This is a genomic window from Rhizobium sp. SEMIA4064, assembly GCF_003025035.1.
Classification (GTDB): Bacteria; Pseudomonadota; Alphaproteobacteria; order Rhizobiales; family Rhizobiaceae; genus Rhizobium; species Rhizobium paranaense.
On record NZ_PYJN01000016.1, the window covers coordinates 207,755 to 230,543 of the forward strand.

At 60.4% G+C, this 22,789-nt stretch carries 24 protein-coding genes and 1 pseudogene; 6 read left to right on the forward strand and 19 right to left on the reverse strand.

Annotated elements, in window-relative coordinates:
- Positions 1-160: 160 nt before the first annotated feature.
- Both dusA and C9E91_RS10995 read right to left on the reverse strand, forming a co-directional pair.
- On the reverse strand, positions 161-1,174 hold the full coding sequence (gene dusA / locus C9E91_RS10990) for a tRNA dihydrouridine(20/20a) synthase DusA (RefSeq protein WP_107108544.1): 1,014 nt from the start codon (positions 1,172-1,174) through the stop codon (positions 161-163).
- Positions 1,175-1,410: 236 nt separating this feature from the next.
- Positions 1,411-2,385 carry a DMT family transporter gene (locus C9E91_RS10995; RefSeq protein ID WP_107108315.1) on the reverse strand — a complete coding sequence of 325 codons (975 nt, stop codon included), beginning with the start codon at positions 2,383-2,385 and terminating at the stop codon, positions 1,411-1,413.
- Positions 2,386-2,613: 228 nt separating this feature from the next.
- Between C9E91_RS10995 and C9E91_RS11000 the strand changes: the two genes are divergently transcribed.
- Together C9E91_RS11000 and C9E91_RS11005 are read left to right on the forward strand one after the other, a co-directional pair.
- Entirely contained in the window at positions 2,614-3,309 is a 696-nt protein-coding gene (locus tag C9E91_RS11000) for a fumarylacetoacetate hydrolase family protein (protein WP_107108545.1), read from the forward strand.
- A gap of 15 nt (positions 3,310-3,324) precedes the next feature.
- Positions 3,325-3,855: a gamma carbonic anhydrase family protein gene (locus C9E91_RS11005; protein WP_107108316.1), complete on the forward strand. Its 531-nt coding sequence runs from the start codon at positions 3,325-3,327 to the stop codon at positions 3,853-3,855.
- Positions 3,856-3,905: 50 nt separating this feature from the next.
- On the opposite strand, the gene C9E91_RS11010 is transcribed toward C9E91_RS11005, so the two are convergent.
- The 3 genes from C9E91_RS11010 to C9E91_RS11020 are packed head-to-tail and all read right to left on the reverse strand — an operon-like array spanning position 3,906 to position 6,005.
- Entirely contained in the window at positions 3,906-4,304 is a 399-nt protein-coding gene (locus C9E91_RS11010; RefSeq protein ID WP_028752927.1) for a Fur family transcriptional regulator, read from the reverse strand.
- On the reverse strand, positions 4,301-5,128 hold the full coding sequence (znuB, locus tag C9E91_RS11015) for a zinc ABC transporter permease subunit ZnuB (protein WP_107108317.1): 828 nt from the start codon (positions 5,126-5,128) through the stop codon (positions 4,301-4,303). The genes C9E91_RS11010 and znuB overlap by 4 nt, the downstream gene beginning before the upstream one ends.
- Complete coding sequence (locus C9E91_RS11020) at positions 5,121-6,005, reverse strand: ATP-binding cassette domain-containing protein (protein ID WP_107108318.1); 885 nt, start codon at positions 6,003-6,005, stop codon at positions 5,121-5,123. Before C9E91_RS11020 ends, znuB begins: the two co-directional genes overlap by 8 nt.
- Before the next feature lie 100 nt (positions 6,006-6,105).
- Here C9E91_RS11020 and C9E91_RS11025 point away from each other — a divergent pair, with 100 nt between their 5' ends.
- Positions 6,106-7,044 carry a zinc ABC transporter substrate-binding protein gene (locus C9E91_RS11025; protein WP_107108319.1) on the forward strand — a complete coding sequence of 313 codons (939 nt, stop codon included), beginning with the start codon at positions 6,106-6,108 and terminating at the stop codon, positions 7,042-7,044.
- Between the two features lie 132 nt (positions 7,045-7,176).
- Here the strand turns inward: C9E91_RS11025 and C9E91_RS11030 are convergent.
- The 14 genes and pseudogenes from C9E91_RS11030 to C9E91_RS11095 form a co-directional block, all read right to left on the reverse strand.
- Positions 7,177-7,910: pseudogene (locus C9E91_RS11030) on the reverse strand (PAS domain-containing protein).
- Positions 7,911-8,180: 270 nt separating this feature from the next.
- Entirely contained in the window at positions 8,181-9,113 is a 933-nt protein-coding gene (locus C9E91_RS11035) for a lipid A biosynthesis lauroyl acyltransferase (RefSeq protein ID WP_107108546.1), read from the reverse strand.
- A gap of 5 nt (positions 9,114-9,118) precedes the next feature.
- The gene (locus C9E91_RS11040; protein ID WP_107108320.1) at positions 9,119-10,147 is read right to left on the reverse strand and encodes a zinc-binding dehydrogenase; all 1,029 of its coding nucleotides are present in this window, start codon (positions 10,145-10,147) and stop codon (positions 9,119-9,121) included.
- Between the two features lie 54 nt (positions 10,148-10,201).
- Positions 10,202-11,488, reverse strand: a complete 1,287-nt coding sequence (locus tag C9E91_RS11045) for a beta-ketoacyl-ACP synthase (protein WP_107108321.1) — start codon at positions 11,486-11,488, stop codon at positions 10,202-10,204.
- Positions 11,489-11,500: 12 nt separating this feature from the next.
- Positions 11,501-12,706 (reverse strand): beta-ketoacyl-ACP synthase, encoded by a 1,206-nt coding sequence (locus C9E91_RS11050; RefSeq protein WP_107108322.1) that lies wholly within the window; start codon positions 12,704-12,706, stop codon positions 11,501-11,503.
- 43 nt (positions 12,707-12,749) lie between these two features.
- Entirely contained in the window at positions 12,750-13,223 is a 474-nt protein-coding gene (locus tag C9E91_RS11055) for a 3-hydroxyacyl-ACP dehydratase FabZ family protein (RefSeq protein ID WP_107108323.1), read from the reverse strand.
- Positions 13,224-13,344: 121 nt separating this feature from the next.
- The gene (locus tag C9E91_RS11060; RefSeq protein ID WP_003495848.1) at positions 13,345-13,629 is read right to left on the reverse strand and encodes an acyl carrier protein; all 285 of its coding nucleotides are present in this window, start codon (positions 13,627-13,629) and stop codon (positions 13,345-13,347) included.
- Between the two features lie 184 nt (positions 13,630-13,813).
- On the reverse strand, positions 13,814-14,242 hold the full coding sequence (locus C9E91_RS11065; RefSeq protein ID WP_107108547.1) for a L,D-transpeptidase: 429 nt from the start codon (positions 14,240-14,242) through the stop codon (positions 13,814-13,816).
- 122 nt (positions 14,243-14,364) lie between these two features.
- Positions 14,365-15,345 (reverse strand): adenosylcobinamide-phosphate synthase CbiB, encoded by a 981-nt coding sequence (gene cbiB, locus C9E91_RS11070; RefSeq protein ID WP_107108324.1) that lies wholly within the window; start codon positions 15,343-15,345, stop codon positions 14,365-14,367.
- The gene (gene cobD, locus C9E91_RS11075; protein WP_107108325.1) at positions 15,342-16,340 is read right to left on the reverse strand and encodes a threonine-phosphate decarboxylase CobD; all 999 of its coding nucleotides are present in this window, start codon (positions 16,338-16,340) and stop codon (positions 15,342-15,344) included. Before cobD ends, cbiB begins: the two co-directional genes overlap by 4 nt.
- Positions 16,337-17,644, reverse strand: a complete 1,308-nt coding sequence (locus tag C9E91_RS11080) for a cobyrinic acid a,c-diamide synthase CobB (protein WP_107108326.1) — start codon at positions 17,642-17,644, stop codon at positions 16,337-16,339. The genes cobD and C9E91_RS11080 overlap by 4 nt, the downstream gene beginning before the upstream one ends.
- Positions 17,641-18,489 (reverse strand): uroporphyrinogen-III C-methyltransferase, encoded by an 849-nt coding sequence (gene cobA / locus C9E91_RS11085; protein WP_107108327.1) that lies wholly within the window; start codon positions 18,487-18,489, stop codon positions 17,641-17,643. Before cobA ends, C9E91_RS11080 begins: the two co-directional genes overlap by 4 nt.
- Before the next feature lie 307 nt (positions 18,490-18,796).
- On the reverse strand, positions 18,797-19,756 hold the full coding sequence (locus C9E91_RS11090; protein WP_107108328.1) for a nucleoside hydrolase: 960 nt from the start codon (positions 19,754-19,756) through the stop codon (positions 18,797-18,799).
- A gap of 213 nt (positions 19,757-19,969) precedes the next feature.
- A complete protein-coding gene (locus C9E91_RS11095; RefSeq protein WP_107108329.1) occupies positions 19,970-20,377 on the reverse strand; it encodes a cobalamin biosynthesis protein in 408 nt (135 codons plus the stop codon).
- A 350-nt stretch (positions 20,378-20,727) separates the two neighbouring features.
- Between C9E91_RS11095 and C9E91_RS11100 the strand changes: the two genes are divergently transcribed.
- The 3 genes from C9E91_RS11100 (at position 20,728) to C9E91_RS11110 (ending at position 22,789) form a co-directional block, all read left to right on the forward strand.
- Positions 20,728-21,513, forward strand: a complete 786-nt coding sequence (locus C9E91_RS11100) for a TSUP family transporter (RefSeq protein ID WP_107108330.1) — start codon at positions 20,728-20,730, stop codon at positions 21,511-21,513.
- 101 nt (positions 21,514-21,614) lie between these two features.
- Positions 21,615-21,980, forward strand: a complete 366-nt coding sequence (locus C9E91_RS11105; RefSeq protein ID WP_107108331.1) for a nuclear transport factor 2 family protein — start codon at positions 21,615-21,617, stop codon at positions 21,978-21,980.
- Positions 21,977-22,789, forward strand: a complete 813-nt coding sequence (locus C9E91_RS11110; protein WP_107108332.1) for a helix-turn-helix domain-containing protein — start codon at positions 21,977-21,979, stop codon at positions 22,787-22,789. The genes C9E91_RS11105 and C9E91_RS11110 overlap by 4 nt, the downstream gene beginning before the upstream one ends.

The following is a 22,789-nucleotide window of genomic DNA, read 5'->3' on the forward strand; positions in this document are numbered from 1 at the left end:
GCCGTTTTTGCGTTTCCCCCTTCTCCCCGCCGGGGAGAAGGTGCCCGAAGGGCGGATGAGGGGGCCGCAGCGCGCAAGCGAGGCGGGCCTTGAGCTGTAAGCGAGCGCGGCGAATGCGGAGCCCTATCTCGCCCGCCGGGGGCGAGATAGGGCTCCGTGCCTAAGCGCTCACCCGCTCGCCCTCACCGGCGAAATCCACCGCGGCAAATGCGGCAGCGATCACCTCCGGCCCAGCCCCGGGCTTATTGGCGTCCGTGGAGAGGATCTGACGGTAGCGGCGGGAGCCCGGCAGGCCGGTGAAGAGGCCGACCATGTGGCGGGCGACATGCTGCAGGCGTCCGCCTTGCTCGATGTGGCGCTCCGTATAAGCCATCATCCGGTCGCGCAGGTCATTCCAATCCGGCTCGACGGACGGTTCGCCGTAGAAACGATGATCGACATCGGCAAGGATGGCGGCGTTCTGATAGGCGGTGCGGCCGAGCATGACGCCGTCGACATGGGCAAGATGCGCTTCGGCTTGATCCAACGTCTGGATGCCGCCGTTGATGCCGATGAAAACATCGGGCCAACGCTGCTTCATCCGGTAGACGATCTCGTAATCCAGCGGCGGGATCTCGCGGTTTTCCTTCGGCGATAGGCCCTTCAGCCAGGCCTTGCGGGCATGGATCCAGACGGCATCAGCGCCGGCATCGAGCACGCGAGTAATGAGTTCCGGCAGCGCCTGTTCCGGCTCCTGCTCATCGACGCCAATTCGGCATTTTACCGTCACCGGAGCCTTGGAAACCCTTTTCATCGACGCAATGCAATCCGCCACCGTCTCCGGCGTCAGCATCAGGCAGGCGCCGAAGGTGCCCGACTGCACGCGGTCCGAAGGACAGCCGACATTGAGGTTGATCTCGTCATAATCATAAGCCTCGGCAATCCGCACCGCCTCCGCAAGCTTGGCGGGATTGGAGCCGCCGACTTGCAGCGCCACGGGATGCTCGCTGGCGTCACGACCTAGCAACCGGTCGCGCGGCCCATGGATGATCGCATCCGCCACCACCATCTCGGTATAGAGCAGCGCATGCCGGCTGATCTGCCGATGCAGATACCTGCAATGCCTATCCGTCCAGTCGATCATCGGGGCCACGGCAAAAACGGGCTTCCGCCTATAGAGGCTACCTGCCTGCATTCCGGGCTTTTCTGCCGATTCAGTCATGTCTTGCTTACTCGCATAATTTTCTTCGCCCGTTCCAAGCGTCTATTGCTGCGTCGAAGCGATCCTAAAAGGCGCGCGGCAACAAGTTGGGCACGATTTCGAGGGGCGATATACAGCACAGATAGGAATAAAGCGAGACGGCGTCAAAGTTGGCGCTCTGCCGCAAAAAAAGCGTCGCGCTGACATGACCAGCAATGCGACCCTGAGCCTCAGGGCTTTGCCGCCGCCACAGGTTCGGCCTTCGGCTTCAGTAGAGTGACGAGCAACAGACCGACGACGATGATCGCAGCACCCTCAAGGTGATAGGATTGCAACTGCTCGCCGAGAAGCAGATAGGCGAGCACGGTGGTAAAGATTGTCTGGAGGTAGAGCATCAGACCAGCCCGGGCCGCCCCCAACGCCTCGACGCTGCGATTGAAGAGGTAATAGGTCATGGCGCCGCCGGGGATCGCCACATAGGCGAGTGCGATCAGCCCGTTGACATTGAGCGTCGAGCGCTCGTCGGAGCCAAGTTCCCAGAGGTAGAAAGGCAGTGCCGTGAGCACCGCGGCGCCCAAAAGCAGCACGAGCAGCGGAAGGCGCTCTATATCGAATTTCGCACGGCGAAGCAGGACGGTGTAGAGACTGAAGCAGAAGGAGCCGGCGACGATCCAAAGCTCCCCGGGGTTGATATCGAGACGCATCAATGCCGCCGGGCTGCCCTTGATGACGATGACCACGATGCCGAGGAAGGCGAGGATCGATCCCGTCACCTGCCAGGTTCCCATCGGCTCGCCGAGAAGGAGGCGGGCTAGAACCATGGTAAGAATGGGGATCAGAGCCATGATGATGCCGGCCGTCGTGGCATCCGCATGTTCCAGGCCGGTGAAGAGCAGGCCCTGGCAGATCGCGAGCCCGATGCCGCCAATGCACAGCAACTCCAGCGGACGAGCCTTGGCGAGCGCAAACATGGCGCCAAAATGCCGGCGCACGATCGGCAACAGGATGGCGCAGGCAATCAGCACCCGCCAGAAGCAGAGCGCCCAAGGCGGCATTTCGTGAGAGACCCATTTCGCGGCGATATAGACGCCGGACGACAGCAGCCAACAAAGGACCGCTACAGAATAGGCGACCGCAAGCGAATTGCCCACCGCCTGTTCCGTCCTGACGTGATCTGTGTGGACCCCCAAGACATTTATCGCCATCGCTCAGTTATGCCACAGTTCCTTCCGTCTGCACAGATGAGCGGCTTTGCCGGGGGTTACCGCGGATCCGCAGTCGCGTCGGTGAACACGAAGAACCCTTCTACCAACGCTTTACACCGAAACCTTTCCGTTGGTTGGTTTTCCCCTCTACTCCATTAGTGTTAGGTTGCCGTGGAGTCGGAGGGCATGGATCTTCTGGCAGCAGACGAACTATGTGAAGAGATTGTCATGACCGAACAGTTTGCCACCGTCATCCCCCTGCCCGCGCCAGTGCTGTTGCCGATCAATGGCGAAACCGCATCTTTCCCCGTGCGCCGCGTCTATTGCGTCGGCCGCAACTATGCCGACCATGCGATCGAGATGGGCCACGACCCAAGCCGCGAGCCTCCCTTCTTCTTCCAGAAAAACCCGAACAATCTGCTGCCGAATAGCGATTTCCCCTATCCGCCGCTGTCTTCGGATGTGCATCACGAGGTGGAACTGGTGGTTGCGCTGAAAAGTGGCGGCTCCGATATCCCGGCTGAAAGGGCGCTGGACTGCATCTACGGCTATGCCGTCGGCATCGATTTCACCCGCCGCGACCTACAGGGCGAAGCCAAGAAGCTCGGCCGCCCCTGGGAGGTCAGCAAGGCCTTCGAAAGCTCCGCCCCCGTTTCCGCTATCGCCCCGGCAACACAGGTCGGTCATCCCGATAAGGGCGGCATCTGGCTGATGCGCAACGGCGAGTCGGTGCAGAGGGGCGACCTGTCGCAGATGATCTGGAAAGTACCGGAAATCATCACCGAACTCTCGAAGCTGTTCACGCTGGCGCCCGGCGATGTCATCATGACCGGCACGCCGGCCGGCGTCGGACCGGTGGCCCGCGGCGACAGGATAAGCTGCGCCGTCGATGGCGTTGCGACACTGATGCTGAACGTCGTTTGATCGAGGAGAAATAAGATGCCGCTCTATGCCCTTTCCGGCCTGGTGCCGAAGACGCCCGATCCCGGCCGCTATTGGATCGCGCCCGACGCAAACGTGATCGGCAAAGTGGAGATCGGCGAGGATGTCGGCATCTGGTTCGGCGCAGTCCTGCGCGGCGACAACGAGCTCATTGTCATCGGCAAAGGCACCAACATCCAGGAAGGGACGATGGTGCACACCGATCCCAGCTTCCCGGCAACGATCGGCGAAGGCTGCACCATCGGTCATCATGCCATCATCCACGGCTGCACCATCGGCGACAATTCGCTGATCGGCATGGGCGCAACCATATTGAACGGCGCGAAGATCGGCAGGAATTGCCTTGTGGGTGCCAATGCACTGGTAACGGAAGGCAAGGAATTTCCGGATGGCTCCTTGATCGTCGGCGCCCCCGCCAAGGCGATCCGCACGTTGGACGAGGCTGCCATCGAAGGCCTGCGCCGTTCGGCCCGCAATTATGTTGCCAATTGGCAGCGTTTTGCCCGCGACCTCAAGAGGCTGGACTAGGCCGCATCTTCCAAAATGCGCGGAGCTTGGATTAAGAGCCGCGCTGACATTTAAGCAGCGCAACTCGCGCAGTGACCGCGAATCTCGATGGTCGATTTTTCGGCCTTGAACTTCTGCGATTTCAGCCAATCCATCAGCCGGTGATCCACTTCATGATCGTGGAATTCGATCACCTGGCCGCAACTTTCGCAGATGGCGAAGGCGACGAGGCCGTGGCTGTGGCAGTTCTCATCCGGATGGGCGCAAGCGACGAAGGAATTGATGCTCTCTAGGCGATGGACGACGCCATATTCCAGCAGCTTGTCCAGCGCCCGGTAGACCTGCAGCGGCGCACGGAAACCATGGTCGCGCAGCTTGTCGAGGATGGTATAGGCGCTGAGCGGCGCTTCCGCCTTGGTCAGGACATCGAAAACGAGCGACTGGTTCTTGGTGAGTGTCGGAGTGGTCATGATCCCTGTCCTCCCTGTTGCGCCGCCGGCGCGCCAGCCCTGCGGGCAAGGGGCAGCAGACTGATGATAAACAGAACGAGCGCCGCCACGACGATCGACGGGCCTGACGGCGTGTCGTAACGCAGCGAGCCGAACAACCCGCCGACGACAGCGACGGCGCCGATCAGCGAAGCAAAGACAGCCATCATCTCGGGCGTCGCGGCAAAGCGGCGGGCCGTGGCGGCGGGGATGATCAGCAGCGCCGTGATCAGCAGGATACCGACGATCTTCATGGCGATGGCGATAACGACGGCCATCAGCAGCGTGAAAAACAGCTTCGCCCGTTCCGGCTGCAGGCCCTCAGCCTCGGCCAGCTCCGGATTGACGGTGGAGGCGAGCAGCGGCCTCCAAAGCCAGGTGATCGCCGCCAATACCAGAATGCCGCCGCCCCAGATCAAAGCGATATCCGAACGATTGACGGCCAGAATGTCGCCAAACAGGAAAGCGATGAGATCGATCCTTACCCAGCTCATGAAAGCGACGATGACGAGGCCGATCGCCAGCGTCGCATGCGACAGAATGCCGAGCAACGCATCCGCCGACAGCGCCTGCCGGCGCTGAAGGAACAGGAGCAAGATCGACACCGCCGCCGCGACCGCGAAGACGGAAAGCGTTAGATTGAGCTGGAAGAGCAGCGACAGCGCTACGCCGAGCAGCGCCGAATGCGAGATCGTGTCGCCGAAATAGGCCATGCGCCGCCAGATGATGAAGCAGCCGAGCGGCCCGGTGGTCAGCGCCAGCCCGACGCCCGCGACGACGGCGCGCAGGAAGAAATCGTCAAACATGGCGTTCTCCTGCCGCCTGATGATCATGATCGTGGTCGTGGCGCTCGTGCCCGTGATCGTGATGTCCGTGGTCGTGATGACCGTCATCGGCGTGGCAATCATCGGTGATCGAGCCGTCGGCATGCTGCACGCGGCCATCAGGCAGATGCGTATGGTCGTGATGATGGCTGTAGATCGCCAGCGATTGCGCCGCCCGCGTGCCGAACAGTCTCACATATTCCGGGCTCTGTGTGACTGCCTGCGGTGTGCCGCGGCAGCAGACATGACCATTGAGGCAAACGACCGTATCCGTCGCAGCCATGACGACGTGCAGATCATGCGAGATCAGCAGAATGCCACAGCCTTCGGAATTGCGGATCGATTTGATGAGATCGTAAAGTGCTATCTCGCCGCTGAAATCGACGCCTTGTACCGGCTCATCCAGCACCAGCAGGTCCGGCTTGCGGGCAATGGCGCGCGCCAGCAAAGCCCGCTGGAACTCGCCACCGGAAAGATGCTGCACCTCGGCCTTGGCAAGATGGGCGATGCCCACCGCCTCCAAAGCCGCCTTCAACTCCGCTTCAGGCAAAGGCCCGGTCAACGTCATCAAACGGTGCACGCTCAGCGGCAGGGTCCAGTCAATGGCGAGTTTCTGCGGGACATAACCAACCTTGAGCCCGGCGATACGTTCGACGCTGCCTTCATCCGGTTTCAGCACGCCGATCGCGGTCTTGGCACTGGTGGATTTGCCGGAACCATTCGGGCCGATCAGGGTGACGATTTCGCCGCGGCTCACGGAAAAATCGACGCCACGCACCAGCCAGCGACCGTCGCGACGGACGCCGACGTCATGGAGCGACACGAGAGACCGGCTCTTATTGTCCACGGAAGAAAGCATGAAATTTCCACTTGCGCTGTTGCGTCCTGCTATCGCACACGTTATAGCATAACGCAATTGATGTAATAACATAACAGAACCCATTCAAGAGCAGTATCGCATGAGCCTGGCAAAGACCATCCTCCCCCTAGCCGCTTCCTTATTCTTCGCCTCCCCTGCATTCGCCAGCGATCCGCCGGAGGTAGTTGTATCGATCAAGCCGGTTCATTCTCTCGTTGCCGCGATCATGCAAGGCGTCGGCACGCCGGACCTGATCGTCGAAGGCGCGGCCTCGCCGCACACCTATGCGCTGAAGCCTTCGAACGCGCGGGCGCTCGAAGGCGCCAAAGTGGTTTTCTGGGTCGGTCCCGGCATGGAAGCTTTCCTGGAGAAGCCGCTTTCGGCCCTCGGCTCGAACGCCCTGGTGGTCGAACTCGATAAGGCGCCGGGCATCACCAAACTGAAATTCCGCCAGGGCGGCGCTTTCGAAGCGGATGACGACGGCGACGAACCGGCGGCAGACGCCGGAGATTCGCACGATCATGGAGCGTTCGACACCCATCTCTGGCTCGATCCGCACAATGCCAAGGCAATGACGGCTGAGATCACCACGACATTGGTCGCAGCCGATCCCGCCAATGCCCTGACCTATGAAGCGAACCAGAAGGCGCTGGACGACAAGTTGGATGCGCTCGACACGGAAATCGCTTCGACCATCGCACCGGTCAAGAACAAGCCCTTCATCGTCTTCCACGATGCCTATCAATATTTCGAGCGCCGTTATGGCGTGCATGTCGCGGGTTCGATCACGGTAAGCCCGGAAAGCATCCCCGGCGCGCAGCGGGTGGCGGAAATCCATAGCAAGGTCGCCGATCTCGGCGCAACTTGCGTCTTCGCCGAACCGCAATTCGAGCCGAAGCTGGTCAATGTCGTCATCGAGGGCACATCCGCCAAATCAGGCGTGCTCGATCCGGAAGCGGCAACGCTGCCGCAAGGACCGGATCTCTATTTCGACCTGATGCGCGGCATCGCCAAGTCCCTGAAGACCTGCCTCTCCTGAAGTGGGCCACGCGTCGACGAAGCCATGTCTCGCCCTCAAGGCTTTCGACGATAAAGGGGAAAAGACAACAGTATGATGCCCGCACATTGCGGGCGTGATCATACGGTTGTTGTTGGAACCAGAAACGACCGATCAGGCCACCAGCATGTTCGCTGAGACAGCACCGACCTCATGCACGACAACCAGCGCCCCGATCACTTCGCCCCTCGGCTTGGTGGCGCGCAGCGGCGTCATTCGGCAATGCAAGGTCTTGTTGACATCCGTCGGACGATAGGCCGGATAGTGGCAATTGACCGTCTCGCCGGCAAAACAGGCATCCAGCTTGCTCTTGAAGCAGCCTTCGAACAATTCAGAACCGATGAATTCGGAAAGATGCCGGCCGACCAGTTCGATCGGCTTCGACTTCAGGTATTCGGAATTGGCCGCATTGCTGTAGAGATAGCGATAGTCGCGCGTGATGACGGCGACACGATCCGGCAGGCTGTCGAGAATGACGTCGTTCAGAACATTGTCCTCGTCGAACCCGGCGCCCTCGCCTTCCTGCTCGTTCTTTCCCGTGGAAAATGCCATCAGCACTTCGGCCGCAGCCTCGCTGGCACCGCCGAAATAGCGATCGATCAGCGACGATAGCGACGCTGAGTTGCGCATCACCGTGAGCGGTCATCCGATTCCTCGCGGATCAGATTGCTCATAAATTGCAATTGCATATACATTTCGAGAAGGCTGGTGGCTTTATAAGCCAGGATCGCTGTAACGAGCGGCTCCAACTCGCGATCGAGCGAACCGACAAGTTCATCATCACCCAGCTTGATTGCCCTTTGAATCTGGGTGCATTTCATGGAGAAGGCATGAAAGAGTGCCAGCAAAATTGCCCTCCTGCCCTTGCCCACAGTTCAGCCTCGGGCCTCATCCCGACACTACTATGAACGAGGATATGCAGCCTGGCGCCCGCTATCTCACCAAGCTTTCTTGCAAATGCAATAACATGACTTACCCTCACATTCAATCCTGGCGAACTGAAGTTCTCGGAAAAGGCGAATTTTTCGAAAGGCAGGGCTTACCGAAGGTCAAATTTTGAGCCTTTTCGGACTTTAGATGGCTCATTCTGCTACGAATTGTTTTATTTAAGTGATTTCTTAGAAAAGGGTCTTCTTGATATTCCAGCGGTCATGATACCAGAGCCATTGCTCGGGATATTCCCTCACCCAGCTCTCTACCTTGTCGTTCAGAAGCTGTGCCGTAGCCGGCAGATCGAGATTGCCGCGCTCATCGCGGGGCATCTCCAGCCTCGGTTCTATTTCCAGCCGATAGCGATTATCGGGCAACCGAATGCAACGAGCCGGATAGACCTCGCAATTGAACTGACGAACCAGTTTCGGCAGCAAGGGATTGGTCTTGACGTCGCGACCGAAGAACTTCGTCCTCAGTCCCTTGCGAAACTTCTGATCGACCAGCACGCCAACCCCGCCGCCGGCTTCCAATTGCCTAGCTAGGGTGAAAGACGATCCTGCATGCGAGGGTACGAGATTGCCCATGCGCTTGGCGCGAAAGTCGAAAACCTTATCTGCCACATAGGGATTGTTCGGCGGTCGAAAGAGCACAGTGACCTTCAGCCCGAAGGCTGCACCGGCGACCGGCAGCAATTCGAAATTCCCCGTATGTCCGGTAAAGACGATGAATGGCCGCGGATTTTCCCTGAGGTCGAGAAAGATCGGAATGCCGGATACCTCGATGCGGCCCGGCTCCTCGCTGAACGGATCAAAATCGAACAGCCGATCGAGAAAGACATACTCCGCCGCCAGCCGCCCCATATTGCCCCAGCTTGCCAGGGCGATCTCGGCGATCTCCGCCTCGCTCTTTTCAGGAAAAGCGTTGCGTAGATTGGTCAGCATCAGCTTGTGCCGGCGCATGCGCGGCCCGATTTTCCGGGTCAGCCAGTCGGCGAATCTGATGCCGCCATCGGCGGGAAATAGCTTCAGGAAATTCAGGAAACCGAAGATGATCTGCGCGATCAACCATTGGCGGAAATGCCGGACGGCAAGCACGATCCGGGTGATGACGAGCTTCACGCCGGTCAATCCATCTTGAGGATGATCTTGCCGAAGATCTGGCGCGATTCCATCCGCTCCAGCGCCCGGTCTATATCGCTGAAGCTTACTTCGGTGTCGATGACCGGATGCACCAGCCCGCGCGCCATCTTCTGCATGGCATTCGCCATATTCTCCATGCGGCAGCCGAAGGAGCCGAGCAGCTTTAGCTGCTGCTGGAACAGCATCATCAGGTTCATGTCGGTGGAAACACCCGAGGTCGAGCCGCAGGTGACCAGACGCCCACCACGCTTCATGCACAGCATCGAGCCGGCCCAGGTGTCCTTGCCGACATGTTCGAAGACGACGTCGACGCCCTTCTTCTTGGTCAGCTTGCGCACCACGCCTTCGAAGCGATCCGTGCGGTAATTGATGACATGGTCTGCACCAAGCGCCTTGGCCTTCTCGATCTTGTCGTCGGAACCGACGGTAGTGATGACCGTGCAGCCGATCTTTTTGGCAAGCTGGATTGCCGCCGTGCCGATACCGGAGCCGCCGGCATGGACGAGGATCGTTTCGCCCGGCTCCAGCTTAGCGTTGTCGAACAGCATATGCTCGACCGTGCCGAAGGTGACGGGTGCCAGTGCCGCGCCGATTGCGTCAACCCCGGGAGGCGCCGGAACCAGCAGGCGTGCCGGCAGATTGACCTTCTCCTGCGCGAAACCGTCGAGATGGAAACCATGCACGCCGCCGACATGTTCGCAGAGATTGTCACGGCCTTCGCTGCAGTGACGGCAGAGACCGCAGGTGCGCGCACCGTAGATCGAGACGAGCTGGCCTGGCAGCACGTTGGCGACACCCGGTCCGATCGCTTCGACGACACCGGCTGCTTCCGCGCCGATCACGAGCGGCATCTTGCGCTTGGCGAACGCCATACCGCGCCAACCCCAGACATCGATGTGATTGAGGGCGACCGCCTTGACGCGCAGGGTCACCTCACCCGCGCCCGGAGCGTCTGGCTCCGGCAGATCGGTGATCTCAAGTTTGCGGTCGTCGATCAATTGCAAAGCGCGCATGGCAAAATCCCCCGCCCCTCGGGCGCAGTAATGTCTTTTTGTTCGAAGGTCCGATTAAGCCGGTTCAAGCGCCATGACAAGGCTGGCGTTCTGTCCGCCGAACCCGAAGGAGTTCGAAAGAATGGCGCCTACCTGCTTTTCGCGCTTCTTGTTCGGCACGACGTCGAGAATGATCGACGGATCGGGATTGTTATAGTTGATGGTCGGCGGCAGCGTGCCGGTCAGCATGGTCTGCAGCGAGAACACTGCTTCGACCGCGCCGGCGGCGGTCAGCGTATGGCCGATCATCGACTTGTTCGACGATACCGGGATCATCGGCAGTCGATCGCCGAAAACGGCGGACATCGCCCCGTATTCCATCTTGTCGTTTTCCGGCGTCGACGTGCCGTGCGCGTTGATATAGCCGATATCGGTCTCGGCCATACCCGCATCGGCAAGAGCCGCGCGGATCGTCGCGATCGCCGGGCCGCCGTCCGGCGACGAGCGGGTGCGATGGAAGGAATCCGCCTTGTCGCCGGCGCCCTTCATGATGCCGAGGATCTTAGCGCCACGGGCAACTGCGGATTCTAGTGATTCTAACACCAGCGTTGCGGCACCTTCCGCGATCACGAAGCCGTCGCGGTCCTTGCTGAAGGGTTTGGATGCCTTGGTCGGCGGGTCGTTCTGTGTCGACAGCGCCGACAGCAGCGAAAAGCGGATCAACGCCTCGGCACTGAGCGATCCATCGGTCGCAACCGTCAGCGCCCGCGTGGTGCGGCCCTGGCGGATTGCCTCGATGCCGAGCTGGATCGCGGTGACACCAGATGCGCAGGCGGTCGACAGGGTTACCGGCAGGCCGCGCGTGCCGAAGCGGTCGGCAAGACGCTCTGAAATGGCGCCGAACAGGGCCGCCTCGTGGAAAACCGGATCGGGACGCTCATGCATCGCCGCGAGAAAACGCTCATAGGCATCGCCCGGATGATCTGCCGGCGGCGAACGGTCGGCCAACTCGAAGCGCGCGCTCCATTCCGGCTCGATCGGCGGTGCGGCGAGGAACAGCGGCCCGTTGAAATCACCGGAAATGCCGGCCTGCGCGAGCGCCTCGATCGTGGTCTCGCGAGCAAAGGCATAGGAGCGCTCGACGGCGTTCGGTGCAGGGATCTCGATGAAATCCACCGTACCGGCAATGCGTGTCGAAAGGCCGTCGGTCGGGAAGCGCGTGATGCCGTGGATACCGGACGTGCCCGAAGAAAGCGCGTTCCAATTATCCTGCAGCCCTTGGCCGAGCGACGTGATGATGCCCATGCCGGTGACGGCGACGATCGGGCGGCCGAGATGATCCTTATAGGCGGATGCGGTCATGATCCTAACTCCTCACGCTTCGGCGGAAATTACGGCGACGCCTTCGCCGCGCGCATGCCCGACGGTCGTCACGACTGCTTTGCGCGCGCCGGCATTCATCGGCTTTTCATGCGTTGCGTCGAACGGCGGCACCTTGGCCTTGTTGGCGACCGCTAGAGCGGCAAAAGCAAGCCCGAGCGGAAACTGGCTTTCAAGCCCGTGGCCGGAAACCCCGGCATAACCGCGAATGGCCGATGCCGGCAACTGCGTTTCCAGTACGGCCTTCTCGCGCGTCGCGAGATCCGGGATTGCCGTCGTTCCGCTGAAGATGACAGTGCTTTCGGCCTCAGCATCCTTGGCAGGCGCCAGCAGGCGCTCCAGCCGCGCCTCGAACTTGCCGCCATCGCGATTGCCGCGATCGCCTTCGATGGCGTCGATGGTTGCATAGATGCGCGCGCCGCGGCCTTCGGCATGGGCGCGCGATTCAAGCACGAGGAAAGCGCTGAGCGAACCCATGATCATGCCGCCGCCGTCTTCCGGCTTGCGGGACCAAAGCGGATGCCAGTCGCCGATCGCATGCGCATTCACGGCTTCGATGAGCAACATCATGTCCTGGCGTTCGGCCGAAAACGCGCCGCCGACCAATGCATGGCTCGATTCGCCCGACTTGATACGATGGAATGCAGTTTCGACGGCCGAGATACCGGAAGCTTCCTCGCCCATGAAGGTGCGCGACGAACCCGTGACCTTGTGGACGATGGAGATATTGCCGGCGAGCAGATTTGAAAGCTGAGCCAGGAACAGCGTCGGACGGAGCTCGGTCGTCAGCTTCTCGTTCAGAAGTAATTCGCGATCGTTGCGCTTCAGGCCTTCGTCAACGATCAAGGTATCGACATTGATATCGCGCTCGCCGCCGCCCGCCGCAACGATCATGTCCATGCTGCCGCAAGCATCGAGATCGTCCTTGAAGCCTGCATCATCCAGTGCCAGACCGGCTGTGAAGACGCCGATGCGCTGCCAGTTTTCCATCTGGCGCTGATCGCCACGCTTCGGGATCTGCTGCGACCAGTCGATCTCCGGCAGCGGATGCACGGGATAGGGCTTGAATTTCTCGGTTTCGACGATGGTCGGCGGCGCCTTGTCCGATGTCAGCAGGGCGACATGCGCTTCCTTGCCGACACCCTGACAGGTAACGATGCCGATACCCGTGATCACCACATCATTCTGAGCCTTGCTCATTCATCAATCCTCTTAGAATGCGGCGCCATGCAAGCCGGAAACGTCAGCCATTGGCGGCGATGGCGTCGAGAAGCCCGACCTCACCTGCCCGCTTGCGCACGATATCGGCGAGCGGCACCTCATTAAACGGCATGGTGCGCAGCTTCAACTGCGCATCGCAGATCTTCTTGCCGGCGATCGTGATCCGCGCTTTTGTCACTGCAAAGCCCGAGCCGTCATGCTCCAATTCCGCCTCAATGTCGAGTTCGGCTTCCGGTTCGACGAAGGTGCGCATCTTGGCGCCGTCGACCGACATCAGGAATGGCATATAGGCGAATTTCGTTGCCGCAAGCACCAGCATGCCCGACGCCTGCGCCATGGTCTCGATCAGAAGGACACCGGGAACGAGCGGCATGCCCGGAAAGTGACCTTCGAAAACGGGGCTCTTCGCCGGGACGACCGAATGCGCCTTCAAAAGGCCCTTGGACAGATCGACCGAATCGACCCGGTCAATCATCTGGAAATATTCCAGCAGCATCAATGCCTCCGATCCGACCCGGTGAGCAATATGGCGCGGGCAGGATACGATAGTTAAGAATGAAACCGCCCGGCCGCCATATTCAGGGGCGGCTGGGCGTCAAAAAAAGCAAGAACGTTGCTCAGCCCTTGGCGGCGCGCAATTCGTCGATCTTGGCACAGAGATTCTTGAGGACAAAATATTCCTCGGTCGAAACCTTGCCTTCGTTGACTTCCTGCGTCCACTGTTCCAGCGGAATCTTGATGCCGAATTCCTTGTCGATGGCAAAAACGATGTCCAGGAAGTCGAGGCTGTCGATGCCGAGGTCGTCGATCGTGTGGCTCTCTGGGGTGATCGTTTCACGGTCGATTTCGCTTGTTTCAGCGATGATGTCGGCAACTTTGTCGAATGTAGCAGTCACGCCCATACCTCTTGAAATGATAATTCAACCCTCCTCATAGGGAAATCCATTCCAAAAGCCAATGGTTTCCACCTGAGACTCCAGTAATTTGACGGAGCACTGTTGCCTAAACAGCAAAAATACTTCCATTGCGCAATTGCAGGAATAGAGCGCGACATGCGAGCAAGATACGGCGGTATTGCGGCGGCGATCACTCGCTGATGATGATCCGGGTGTTTCTCAACCCTACCTGCGACGCCATCGAGAAGAAGGTGGCAGCATTTCGCGGTTCCAGACGTACGCAGCCGTGCGAAGCGGGCTGGCCAAGATGCCTCAGCTCATAGGTGCCATGCACCGCGTAGCCGCCATTGAAGAAGACCGCATAGGGCATCGGCGCATTGTCGTATTTCTTCGAGCGATGATCGCGCGACAGCCACTTCGCCGTATAGGAGCCGGTCGGAGTGACATAACCTCTGCGCGCCGTCGATACTCTCCAGCGATACTTGAAAACACCATCTTCGGAAACGGTCATGGTCTGCGACCGAAGATCAACATTGGCGAGAAGAGTTCCAGCCTGCGCTGTTGCGACATGAAACTGCAGGCATAAACATGCGGCAACGGCTGCCACTATCCGTTTCATCTTGCGCCCCTCCATCGTTTGCTTCTTTTTGAAACAATTCCGATGAAAGGAAGAACTATCAGCTCTCTGATTATACTAGATTAATACAGATAGTGAGCAATTCGTTAACGTGGATCGACCATTCACAACAGCAACAGGAAGGCCGCGAAGGCGACGAGCGTCAGCATCGTGCATGCCGAATAGAAGATCGAGATGCCGCTATCGACATCGTTGACGGTGGCGATATCACGGCCAGAACCGTTGATCATCGGCTCGCGCACGACCTCGCCGCCATAGACGCGCGGCCCGGCAAGCTGGATATCCAAAGCACCGGCCATCGCCGCCTCCGGCCGGCCGGAATTAGGTGAGCGGTGCAGTCCGCCATCACGAACCGCAACTCGGATCGTATTGCCGAGTGCCGAAAGCCCCTTCTTGGCGAGCGCACCGGCGGCGATCAGCAGGATCGACAGCCGCGCCGCCGGCCAGTTGGCGACGTCGTCGAGGCGCGCGGCGGCCCAGCCGAAATCGATATAGGTCTCGGATTTATGGCCGATCATCGAATCGGCGGTATTCAGCATCTTGTAGACAAACAGGCCCGGCAGGCCAAAAACGGCATACCAAAGCGCCGGCGCCACGACGCCATCGGAAAAATTCTCGGCTAGGCTCTCGATCGCAGCGCGGCAGACGCCGGGCTCGTCCAGAGTCTCAGGATCGCGGCCGACAATGCGCGATACGGCGCGGCGTCCGCCGTCCAACCCCTCGCTGCGCAACGCCTTCGATACCTCGCCGACGTGATCGGCCAGGCTCTTCTGCGCTAGGAAGATCGCCACCAGGCCCGCTTCGACCAGTATACCGAACCAACCGAAAAAGGCGAGCAGCCCATGCACGGCTGAGCCCGCAATGACCGCGCCGAAAAGCAGCGCGATGATCGACATCACGCCATTACGACGCCGCGCCATGCCCGGCAGATCCCTGACGTTGAAATGGCGGTCGAAAAAGGAAATCGCCTTGCCGAACAGCACGACGGGATGCGGCAGACGCTGCCACAGCCAATCTGGATCGCCCATGATGCGATCCAACAGCAATGCCAGAACGAGGATAAGCAAATGTTCGTCGATGATCATATCGAATAAGCCTCAAGTGCCCCGGCAAGCCTGCGATCTGCCGCCTCGTCTGGAGCAAGGCCAAAGCGCAGCCAATTCGGCGCATAGTCGAACTTGCGGACAAGAATATGATGGCGGCAAAGATGTGCATATATGTCGCTTGCGCGATCATCGGCAACAAGCGTGAACAGCCCCGTGCCGCCAGCCACCTGAAGCTTGGCTTGGCGAAGTACTGCATCCAGCGCCGACCTTCGATCGAGAATGCGGTTGCGAATGGTAGTCGTGTCACCGGCCATCAAGGAGGCGGCCAATGAAAGCGCCGGTCCGGAAACAGCCCACGGGCCGAGCCAATCCTCGAAACGCTCAAGAATCGGGGCCTGCGCGATGACAAAACCGAGGCGCAGCCCGGCTAAGCCGAAGAATTTGCCGAAGGAGCGGAAAATGATGAGGTTCGACATGGAGGAAGCGTAAGGCGCCAGGCTGCTTTCCGGCTCCATATCCCCGAATGCCTCGTCGACCAACAGCATGCCATCGCGCTGCTGCAGCTCATCATGCAGTTCCCGTAACAAATCGACAGATAGCGCTCGGCCATCCGGATTGTTAGGATTGACGGCGATGACCAACCGCTGTCCGGGAGTGAGATCACCGATGCCAGTAATCTTTGCAGCGGGCATACCGGCCAGTGCAAAGGCGCGGGCATATTCCCCATAGGTCGGCGACAGGATCGCCGCGCTGCCTGCCGCTCCGAGCCGCGGCAGTAGCTGGATCACCGATTGCGTGCCCGGGACGGGCAAAGGCAGGATATCGCCGCTGCGATAATAGGTCCTCGCGGCCTCCCTCGCCCGTTCCACCAGATGCTGATCCGGCAGCCGATGCCAGGCTGAAACGGAGATATCAGGCAATGCGATCGGATTGGGATTGATCCCGGTCGACAGATCGAGCCAGTCCTCCGGGCACCCGCCATAAAGACGAGCCGCCGCCGTGACGCCGCCGCCGTGTACGATCCTGTTCGTCATGCGGCGTCACCGGCAAGATCGATCAGGTGCATGTAGGAACCGGCGACATTGCCGCGCTGCAGGCCGGCCGTACCGAGATCGGTCCCAAGCGCGTCTTTAACCGTAAACAGCCGATCCGCCGCACCTTCGGAAACGATGGTCGAATAGTGAAATTCATGCGCGGTCATCGGCCGATCGAAGAATGAACCGTCAAGCGGCACGACGCGCCGGTAACCGAGATGCCGCTGGCGTTTCTCATAGCTGGTGACGACAGGCAGCAGCCCGAGCATTTCATGACGCATGCCGGTGGCATCCACCAATCCGTCGCCCAGCACCATGTAGCCGCCGCACTCGCCATAGATTCGCACGCCTCGCGCGGCGGCTGCCTTGATTGCCTCTTGGAAGCGGGACGCCGTCGCAAGCCTCCCCGCATGCAATTCCGGATAACCACCGGGCAGATAGATGGCGTCGGCATCATCAGCCGGAGCTTCATCGGCGAGCGGCGAGAAAAACGAAATCTCCGCTCCGCGGCGCCGCCAACCGAGCAACATATGCTCGTAGCAGAAGGCGAAGGCGATATCGCGCGCCACGGCAATGCGCTGTCCAAACGGCATCAGCCGAGCGATGTTGGCGACCGACGGCCGAACGATATTCAGATGTGCCGCGCGCAGCAGCAGCCCGAAATCGCATGCCTCGGACACAGTCTCCGCCGCATGTTCGATAAATTCCTCAAGCCCGGCATGTTCTCCTGCCTGTACCAGCCCAAGATGCCGCTCCGGTAGCGTCAGCCCCTTGTCGCCGCGAATGACGGCGGCCACGGGAACGCGCACGGCCTCCAAGGCTCGGCGCAGCATCGCCTCATGCCGGTCGCTGCCGACACGGTTGAGGACGACGCCGGCGATACGGACGTCGGCGCGGAAATTGGCAAAGCCGCTGACGAGCGCGGCAATCGACTGCGACATCCGCGAGGCGTCGACGACGAGCACGACGGAAAGCCCAAGGAAGGCGGCAAGATCGGCCGGCGTGCCCGAACCATCCGCCGCGCCGTCGAACAACCCCATCATGGCTTCGATGACCAGCATCCGCCCGCCGGCCCGATGAAGTGCCGAATTGGCCGAGATCAACTCGGGACGCATGGCCCAGGGATCGAAATTGAGGCAGGGCGAACCGCTGGCGGCGGCGAGGAAGGCGGGATCGATATAGTCAGGACCGGCCTTGCCCGGAGCCACCGCAATCCCTCTTTTCCGCAACGCGCGCAAAAGGCCGAGCGTGACCGTGGTCTTGCCCGAACCGGAGGACGGCGCGGCGATCAGCAAGCCGCTCATGCCGGCACCTTGTGACCCGCCCCCGCCCGCACGTCCGTTTCCGGCAGAAGCTTACGGCCGGATAGAGCGCCCAGCCAGTCGAGGGAAGGTCGCAGCTTGACCACTTTGCCGACAACGACGATCGCCGGCGGCTCCATGCCGGATGCGGCGACATCGGCTTCGGCCTGCCCGAGCGTCGTCTCCAGCACCTGCTGCGCCGGCGTCGCGGCATTGCAGACGAAGGCAACCGGCTCGTCGGCCGAGCGACCAGCGGCGATGAGATTGGCGCTGATCTGCGCGATATGCTTCATCGCCATATACATGACGATGACGGGCGAACCCTTGCCGATCGCTTCCCAATTGATCGCGTCCGGCACGACGCCAGAGGAATCGTGGCCGGTGAGGAAAGTGACGGCATGATTGACGTCGCGATGGGTGACGGGAATGCCGGCATAGGCAAGGCCGCCGATACCGGCGGTAATACCGGGCACGATGCGGAACGGAATCCCGTGTTCGACCAGCGTCAGCGCTTCTTCGCCGCCCCGCCCGAACACGAAGGGATCGCCGCCCTTCAGCCGCAGTACCCGCTTGCCCGCCCGCGCCAGCTCGACAAGACGCAGGGATATATCCCGCTGCTTGGCCGACGGCTTGCCGCCACGCTTGCCCGCATATTCCAGTATCGCACTGGGATGGGCGAGTTTCAGGCAGTCCTCGTTGACGAGCGCGTCGTGCACGATGATATCGGCATCGGCCAGTCCCTTCGCCGCCAGCAGGGTCAAAAGCCCAGCATCGCCCGGCCCGGCGCCGACAAGCCAGACGGAGCCCGGCTCAAGCGCCGGCAGATTGGAAAATGCGGTATCGTTCATCCCACCTGTCCTATGCCCGGATGGCCAAAATTGCAATCTTGAGAATGGGATAAGGCCGCTCCGGCTCAAGTCTCATTTCCCTCCCCGAATGATAGGGCAGATCGGGTCTCGGCAGCAGCAACGATGCGCTATTCAATTGCCCCAGGGCGACGAAGACGTCGGAAGGAAGAGCCGATACATTGTCGGAAATCTCTGACTCAAATTGTCAGGGCGCCAGCGCAACAATTTGATAATATTATAAAATAGATAATTCTTCGAATAAGAAGCATTCGAAGAGGGCAGCACAGCCGCCCTCTCCGAATTTGCGTCAATGGTTTGCCTTGCCGAGAATCACGTCGCGGATCAGGTCGATAACCGCTTGCGAGCGGATGCCGGTGCAGACGATTTGGCTCGGCAGATTGTCCCATTCATTCGGCGGAAAATGCCGGCCGTCGGGCTTTACGATCGTTTGGCCGTCGGCAATACCGCCGCAGACGACGCGCACCGAACCCTCTATGGTATCGAACAGTTCCGGCGCCACGACATAGACGCAGGCACAGCTATCGTGCACCATCATGCCGTCATCCACCGCATGGCTGTAGAAATCGATGTAGGACTGCGACAGGTCGGAGAGCAACTGCACGGACGGACCGCCGGCCTTTGCCATGTCGGCGAGATAGCTGCGGCTCATCGTCGTGACCGCGGTTACGTCGAGCCCGACGACCACGACTTTCCAGGCCGCAGTCATGACGACGTCAGCGGCTTCCGGATCACCGTGGATATTGGCTTCCGCCACCGGCGTGATATTGCCCGGAACATAGAAATTGCCGCCCATGATGACGACGTCTTTCACCAGCTTGGTGATCTCCGGATCGTGCTTCAGGGCCAGCGCCAGATTGGTCATGCGGCCGACAGCGACGAGCGTCACCTCGCCCGGATTGGCGCGCACGGTATCGATGATAAACTGATGAGCCGGACGCGGATCGGCCGGCAGATCGATCGTTGCCGGCACTTCGATATCGCCGAGACCATTGTGGCCATGCACGAAGGTAGGCCAATCCCGCTCCTTTCGCGACGGATCGAACGTGACGCTGGCGCCGCGGGCAACCGGGCACGGAATGTTCCACTCGCGCTTCAGAAACAGCGCATTGCGCGTCGTCGTGTCGACGGAAGCATTGCCGAACACGGTGGTGATGCCGAGAAGATCGATATCCGGATGGCGGTGCAGAAAGAGAAGCGCCATGGCGTCGTCGACGCCAGGGTCCGTGTCGTAAATGACCTTGTGCATGATTTTTCCTTGTTATCCTTTTGATCAGCTTGATCTTGTCCAAAGACTGCCCTGCAGTTCTTGGGATCATGCTCCGAAGTCGCCGGGACGCATGTGGGCAGCGGCCGGCGAAATGCCCCACCATAGCCGCAGTCGCCATTTCTGCAATATCGGATGCAATCTCGCGCGATTTCGTCACAGATTGCGAGAAATCGCGGCCGGGGAACCAAAAAATCAACCGATTTTCGCAATTGCGGCGGTGGCAAAGCCGGATTTGATTTTCGGTAGAACAAGCTCAGCGATCGGTCCAGCCGCCGCCAGCGCAGCCGCCTCGGCAACCCCATGGCAGCCGACGCGGGCAAAGACGAACTCGGATGGGTTCTTCAGGCGAGGCGTTTCGCGCTCCAGTGTTGCGGCGTCGAAAAAACGCAGCGGCAGTTGAAGATGAGCAGCCGTCTCCAGGATCGCCGGCTCGTTACTCCGCGTGTCGAGAGAGGCGATCGCAAGGACCTGAGCGACCTCTATCCCGCTCTCCCGCAACGCCCGTTCGGCAAGCAAGCGCACATCGTTCCAGTCCGTACCGCGCTCGCAGCCGAGGCCGAGGATGTAACGGCGGGCATTAGGTTGAGGATGTGATGTCATATGGGACCTCAGCGACGGCGATTATAGTCAAGCACGTCCTGTCTCGCTGCACCTTTGTGCCTGGTCCCTCTCCCTGCAATGCGAGGAGAGGGAGCACCCATGGCCCGCAATGCTGGTGATTTAGCAGCGAGGCCGAATGTTTGCTCCGTCGTCCCCTCTCCCCGTTTCAACGGGGAGAGGGTTAGGGTGAGGGCCAGGCACAGAGGCACGGCAAAAACGCACTCACCTGACCGTCTACAGAACCATCCCCCTGCCCGTCAATTTCACTTGGTGTGTCCCTGTAGCAATTGCCCTGAAGCAATTGCAGTGCCAGAAGACATACGAAATCACACGCCTTCGAGTTCCTCGCCTTGCAAGACATCACCCTACATCTGCTGCTTCTGCTCTTCGCCGCCGCCTTCTTCGCCGGTTTTGTCGATTCCATCGCCGGTGGCGGCGGGCTGATTACCGTGCCTGCCATGCTGCTGGCCGGCATTCCGCCATTGCAGACGCTCGGCACCAACAAGGTGCAATCGATCTGCGGCGCCGCCTCCGCGACCATCGCCTATGCCCGCCAGGGCCATGTGCAGCTTCGCACGCAATTGCCGATGGCGCTGATGGCGGTTATCGGCGGCATGCTGGGCGCAGCGCTGGCGACGATCATGCCAGGCGACGTGCTGCGCATCATCCTGCCGTTCCTGTTGATCGCCATCGCGCTTTATTTCGCCTTCAAGCCTAATCTCAACGATATCGAAAAACATGGCCGCATGAGTGCCGCGCTTTTCGGCTTCACCTTCGTGCCGCTGATCGGCTTTTACGATGGCGCCTTCGGCCCCGGTACCGGCTCGTTCTTCATGCTCGCTTTCGTCACGCTTGTCGGCTTCGGCATGCTGAAAGCGACGGCTCATACGAAGCTATTGAATTTCGGTTCCAACCTCGGCAGCTTGATCGTCTTCATCTTCTCCGGCGCCATTCTCTGGAAGGTCGGCCTGACCATGGGGCTCGGACAGTTCCTCGGCGCTCAACTTGGTTCAAGGCTTGCCATGCGTATCGGCGCGAAACTGATCAAGCCGCTACTGGTGATCGTCTGCATCGCCTTCGCCATCAAGCTGCTGGCCGACCCGACCAATCCCGTTCGCGTCTGGCTAGGGTTCTAAAACAGGCTGCTTTGATTACCTGCCACGTAATTGATAGTGGTGAAGGGCTCACCCATGATCGCCTTGTCTGAATGTTCAGGCGATCCAAAGGAGTTGACCCGATGACCGATGCGACAACCATTGCCGAACGCTATCTCGCTGTCTGGAACGAGACCGATGCCGAACGGCGCCGCGCCCTCATCACCGAGGCTTGGACGGAATCCTGCACTTACGTCGATCCACTTATGCGCGGCGAAGGCCATGAGCAGATCGACGCACTGGTCGCCGCCGTACACACCCGCCTTCCCGGCCTCCGCTTCACGCTGGCAGGTCCAGCCGACCGCCACGGTGACAACCTTCGTTTCTCCTGGAACCTTGGCGCGGAAGGTGACGAGCCTTTGATCAAGGGCACGGACTTCGCCATTCTCGACGGCGAGCGGCTGAAAACGGTTCACGGCTTTCTTGATCAGGCCCCGGCCGCCCTATGATGGTGCCCGGCCGCTCTCTCGGCGATTACCTGCGCGAATGGCGGCAGCGCCGCCATTTGAGCCAGCTCGAATTCGCCCTCGAAGCGGAGATATCGCAACGGCATCTCAGCTTCATCGAAAGCGGACGCGCACTTCCAAGCCGCGAGATGCTGATCCATCTTGCGGAACGGCTCGGCGTGCCGCTCCGCGAACGCAATCCGATGCTGCTGGCCGCTGGCTTCGCGCCGGTCTTCCCGGAGCGCTCGCTGGAAGACCCGGCGCTGGCTCCCGCGCGCCGCGCAATCGATATCATTCTCAAGGGCCACGAACCCTTTCCCGCCCTTGCGATCGACAGGCATTGGACCTTGGTCGCCGCGAACGACGCGGTCGCGCCCCTGCTCTCCGGGGTCGCCGACGTTGCGTTGCTCAAGCCACCGGTGAATGTCCTGAGGCTCAGCCTGCATCCTGACGGCCTTGCGCCGCATATTTTCAATCTCCCGGAATGGCGCGCGCATCTGCTGGAGAGGCTGCGCCAGCAGATCATTGCGACCGGCGATCCGGTGCTCTCCGATTTGCTGAAGGAACTCTCGGCCTATCCCGCACCGGCAGCCCATAGGCCAAGCTCGCCTGATCGCGATTATGCCGGTATCGCCGTACCTCTGGAGCTTATCACCGACGCCGGACGCCTCTCTTTCATTTCGACAACCACCATCTTCGGCACGCCCGTCGATATCACCCTTGCGGAGCTGGCAATCGAATCCCTTTTTCCCGCAGATCAAGCAACGGCCGAGGCGTTAAAAGAGATGGCGGCGGTCGCGCGGAGTAGCTGA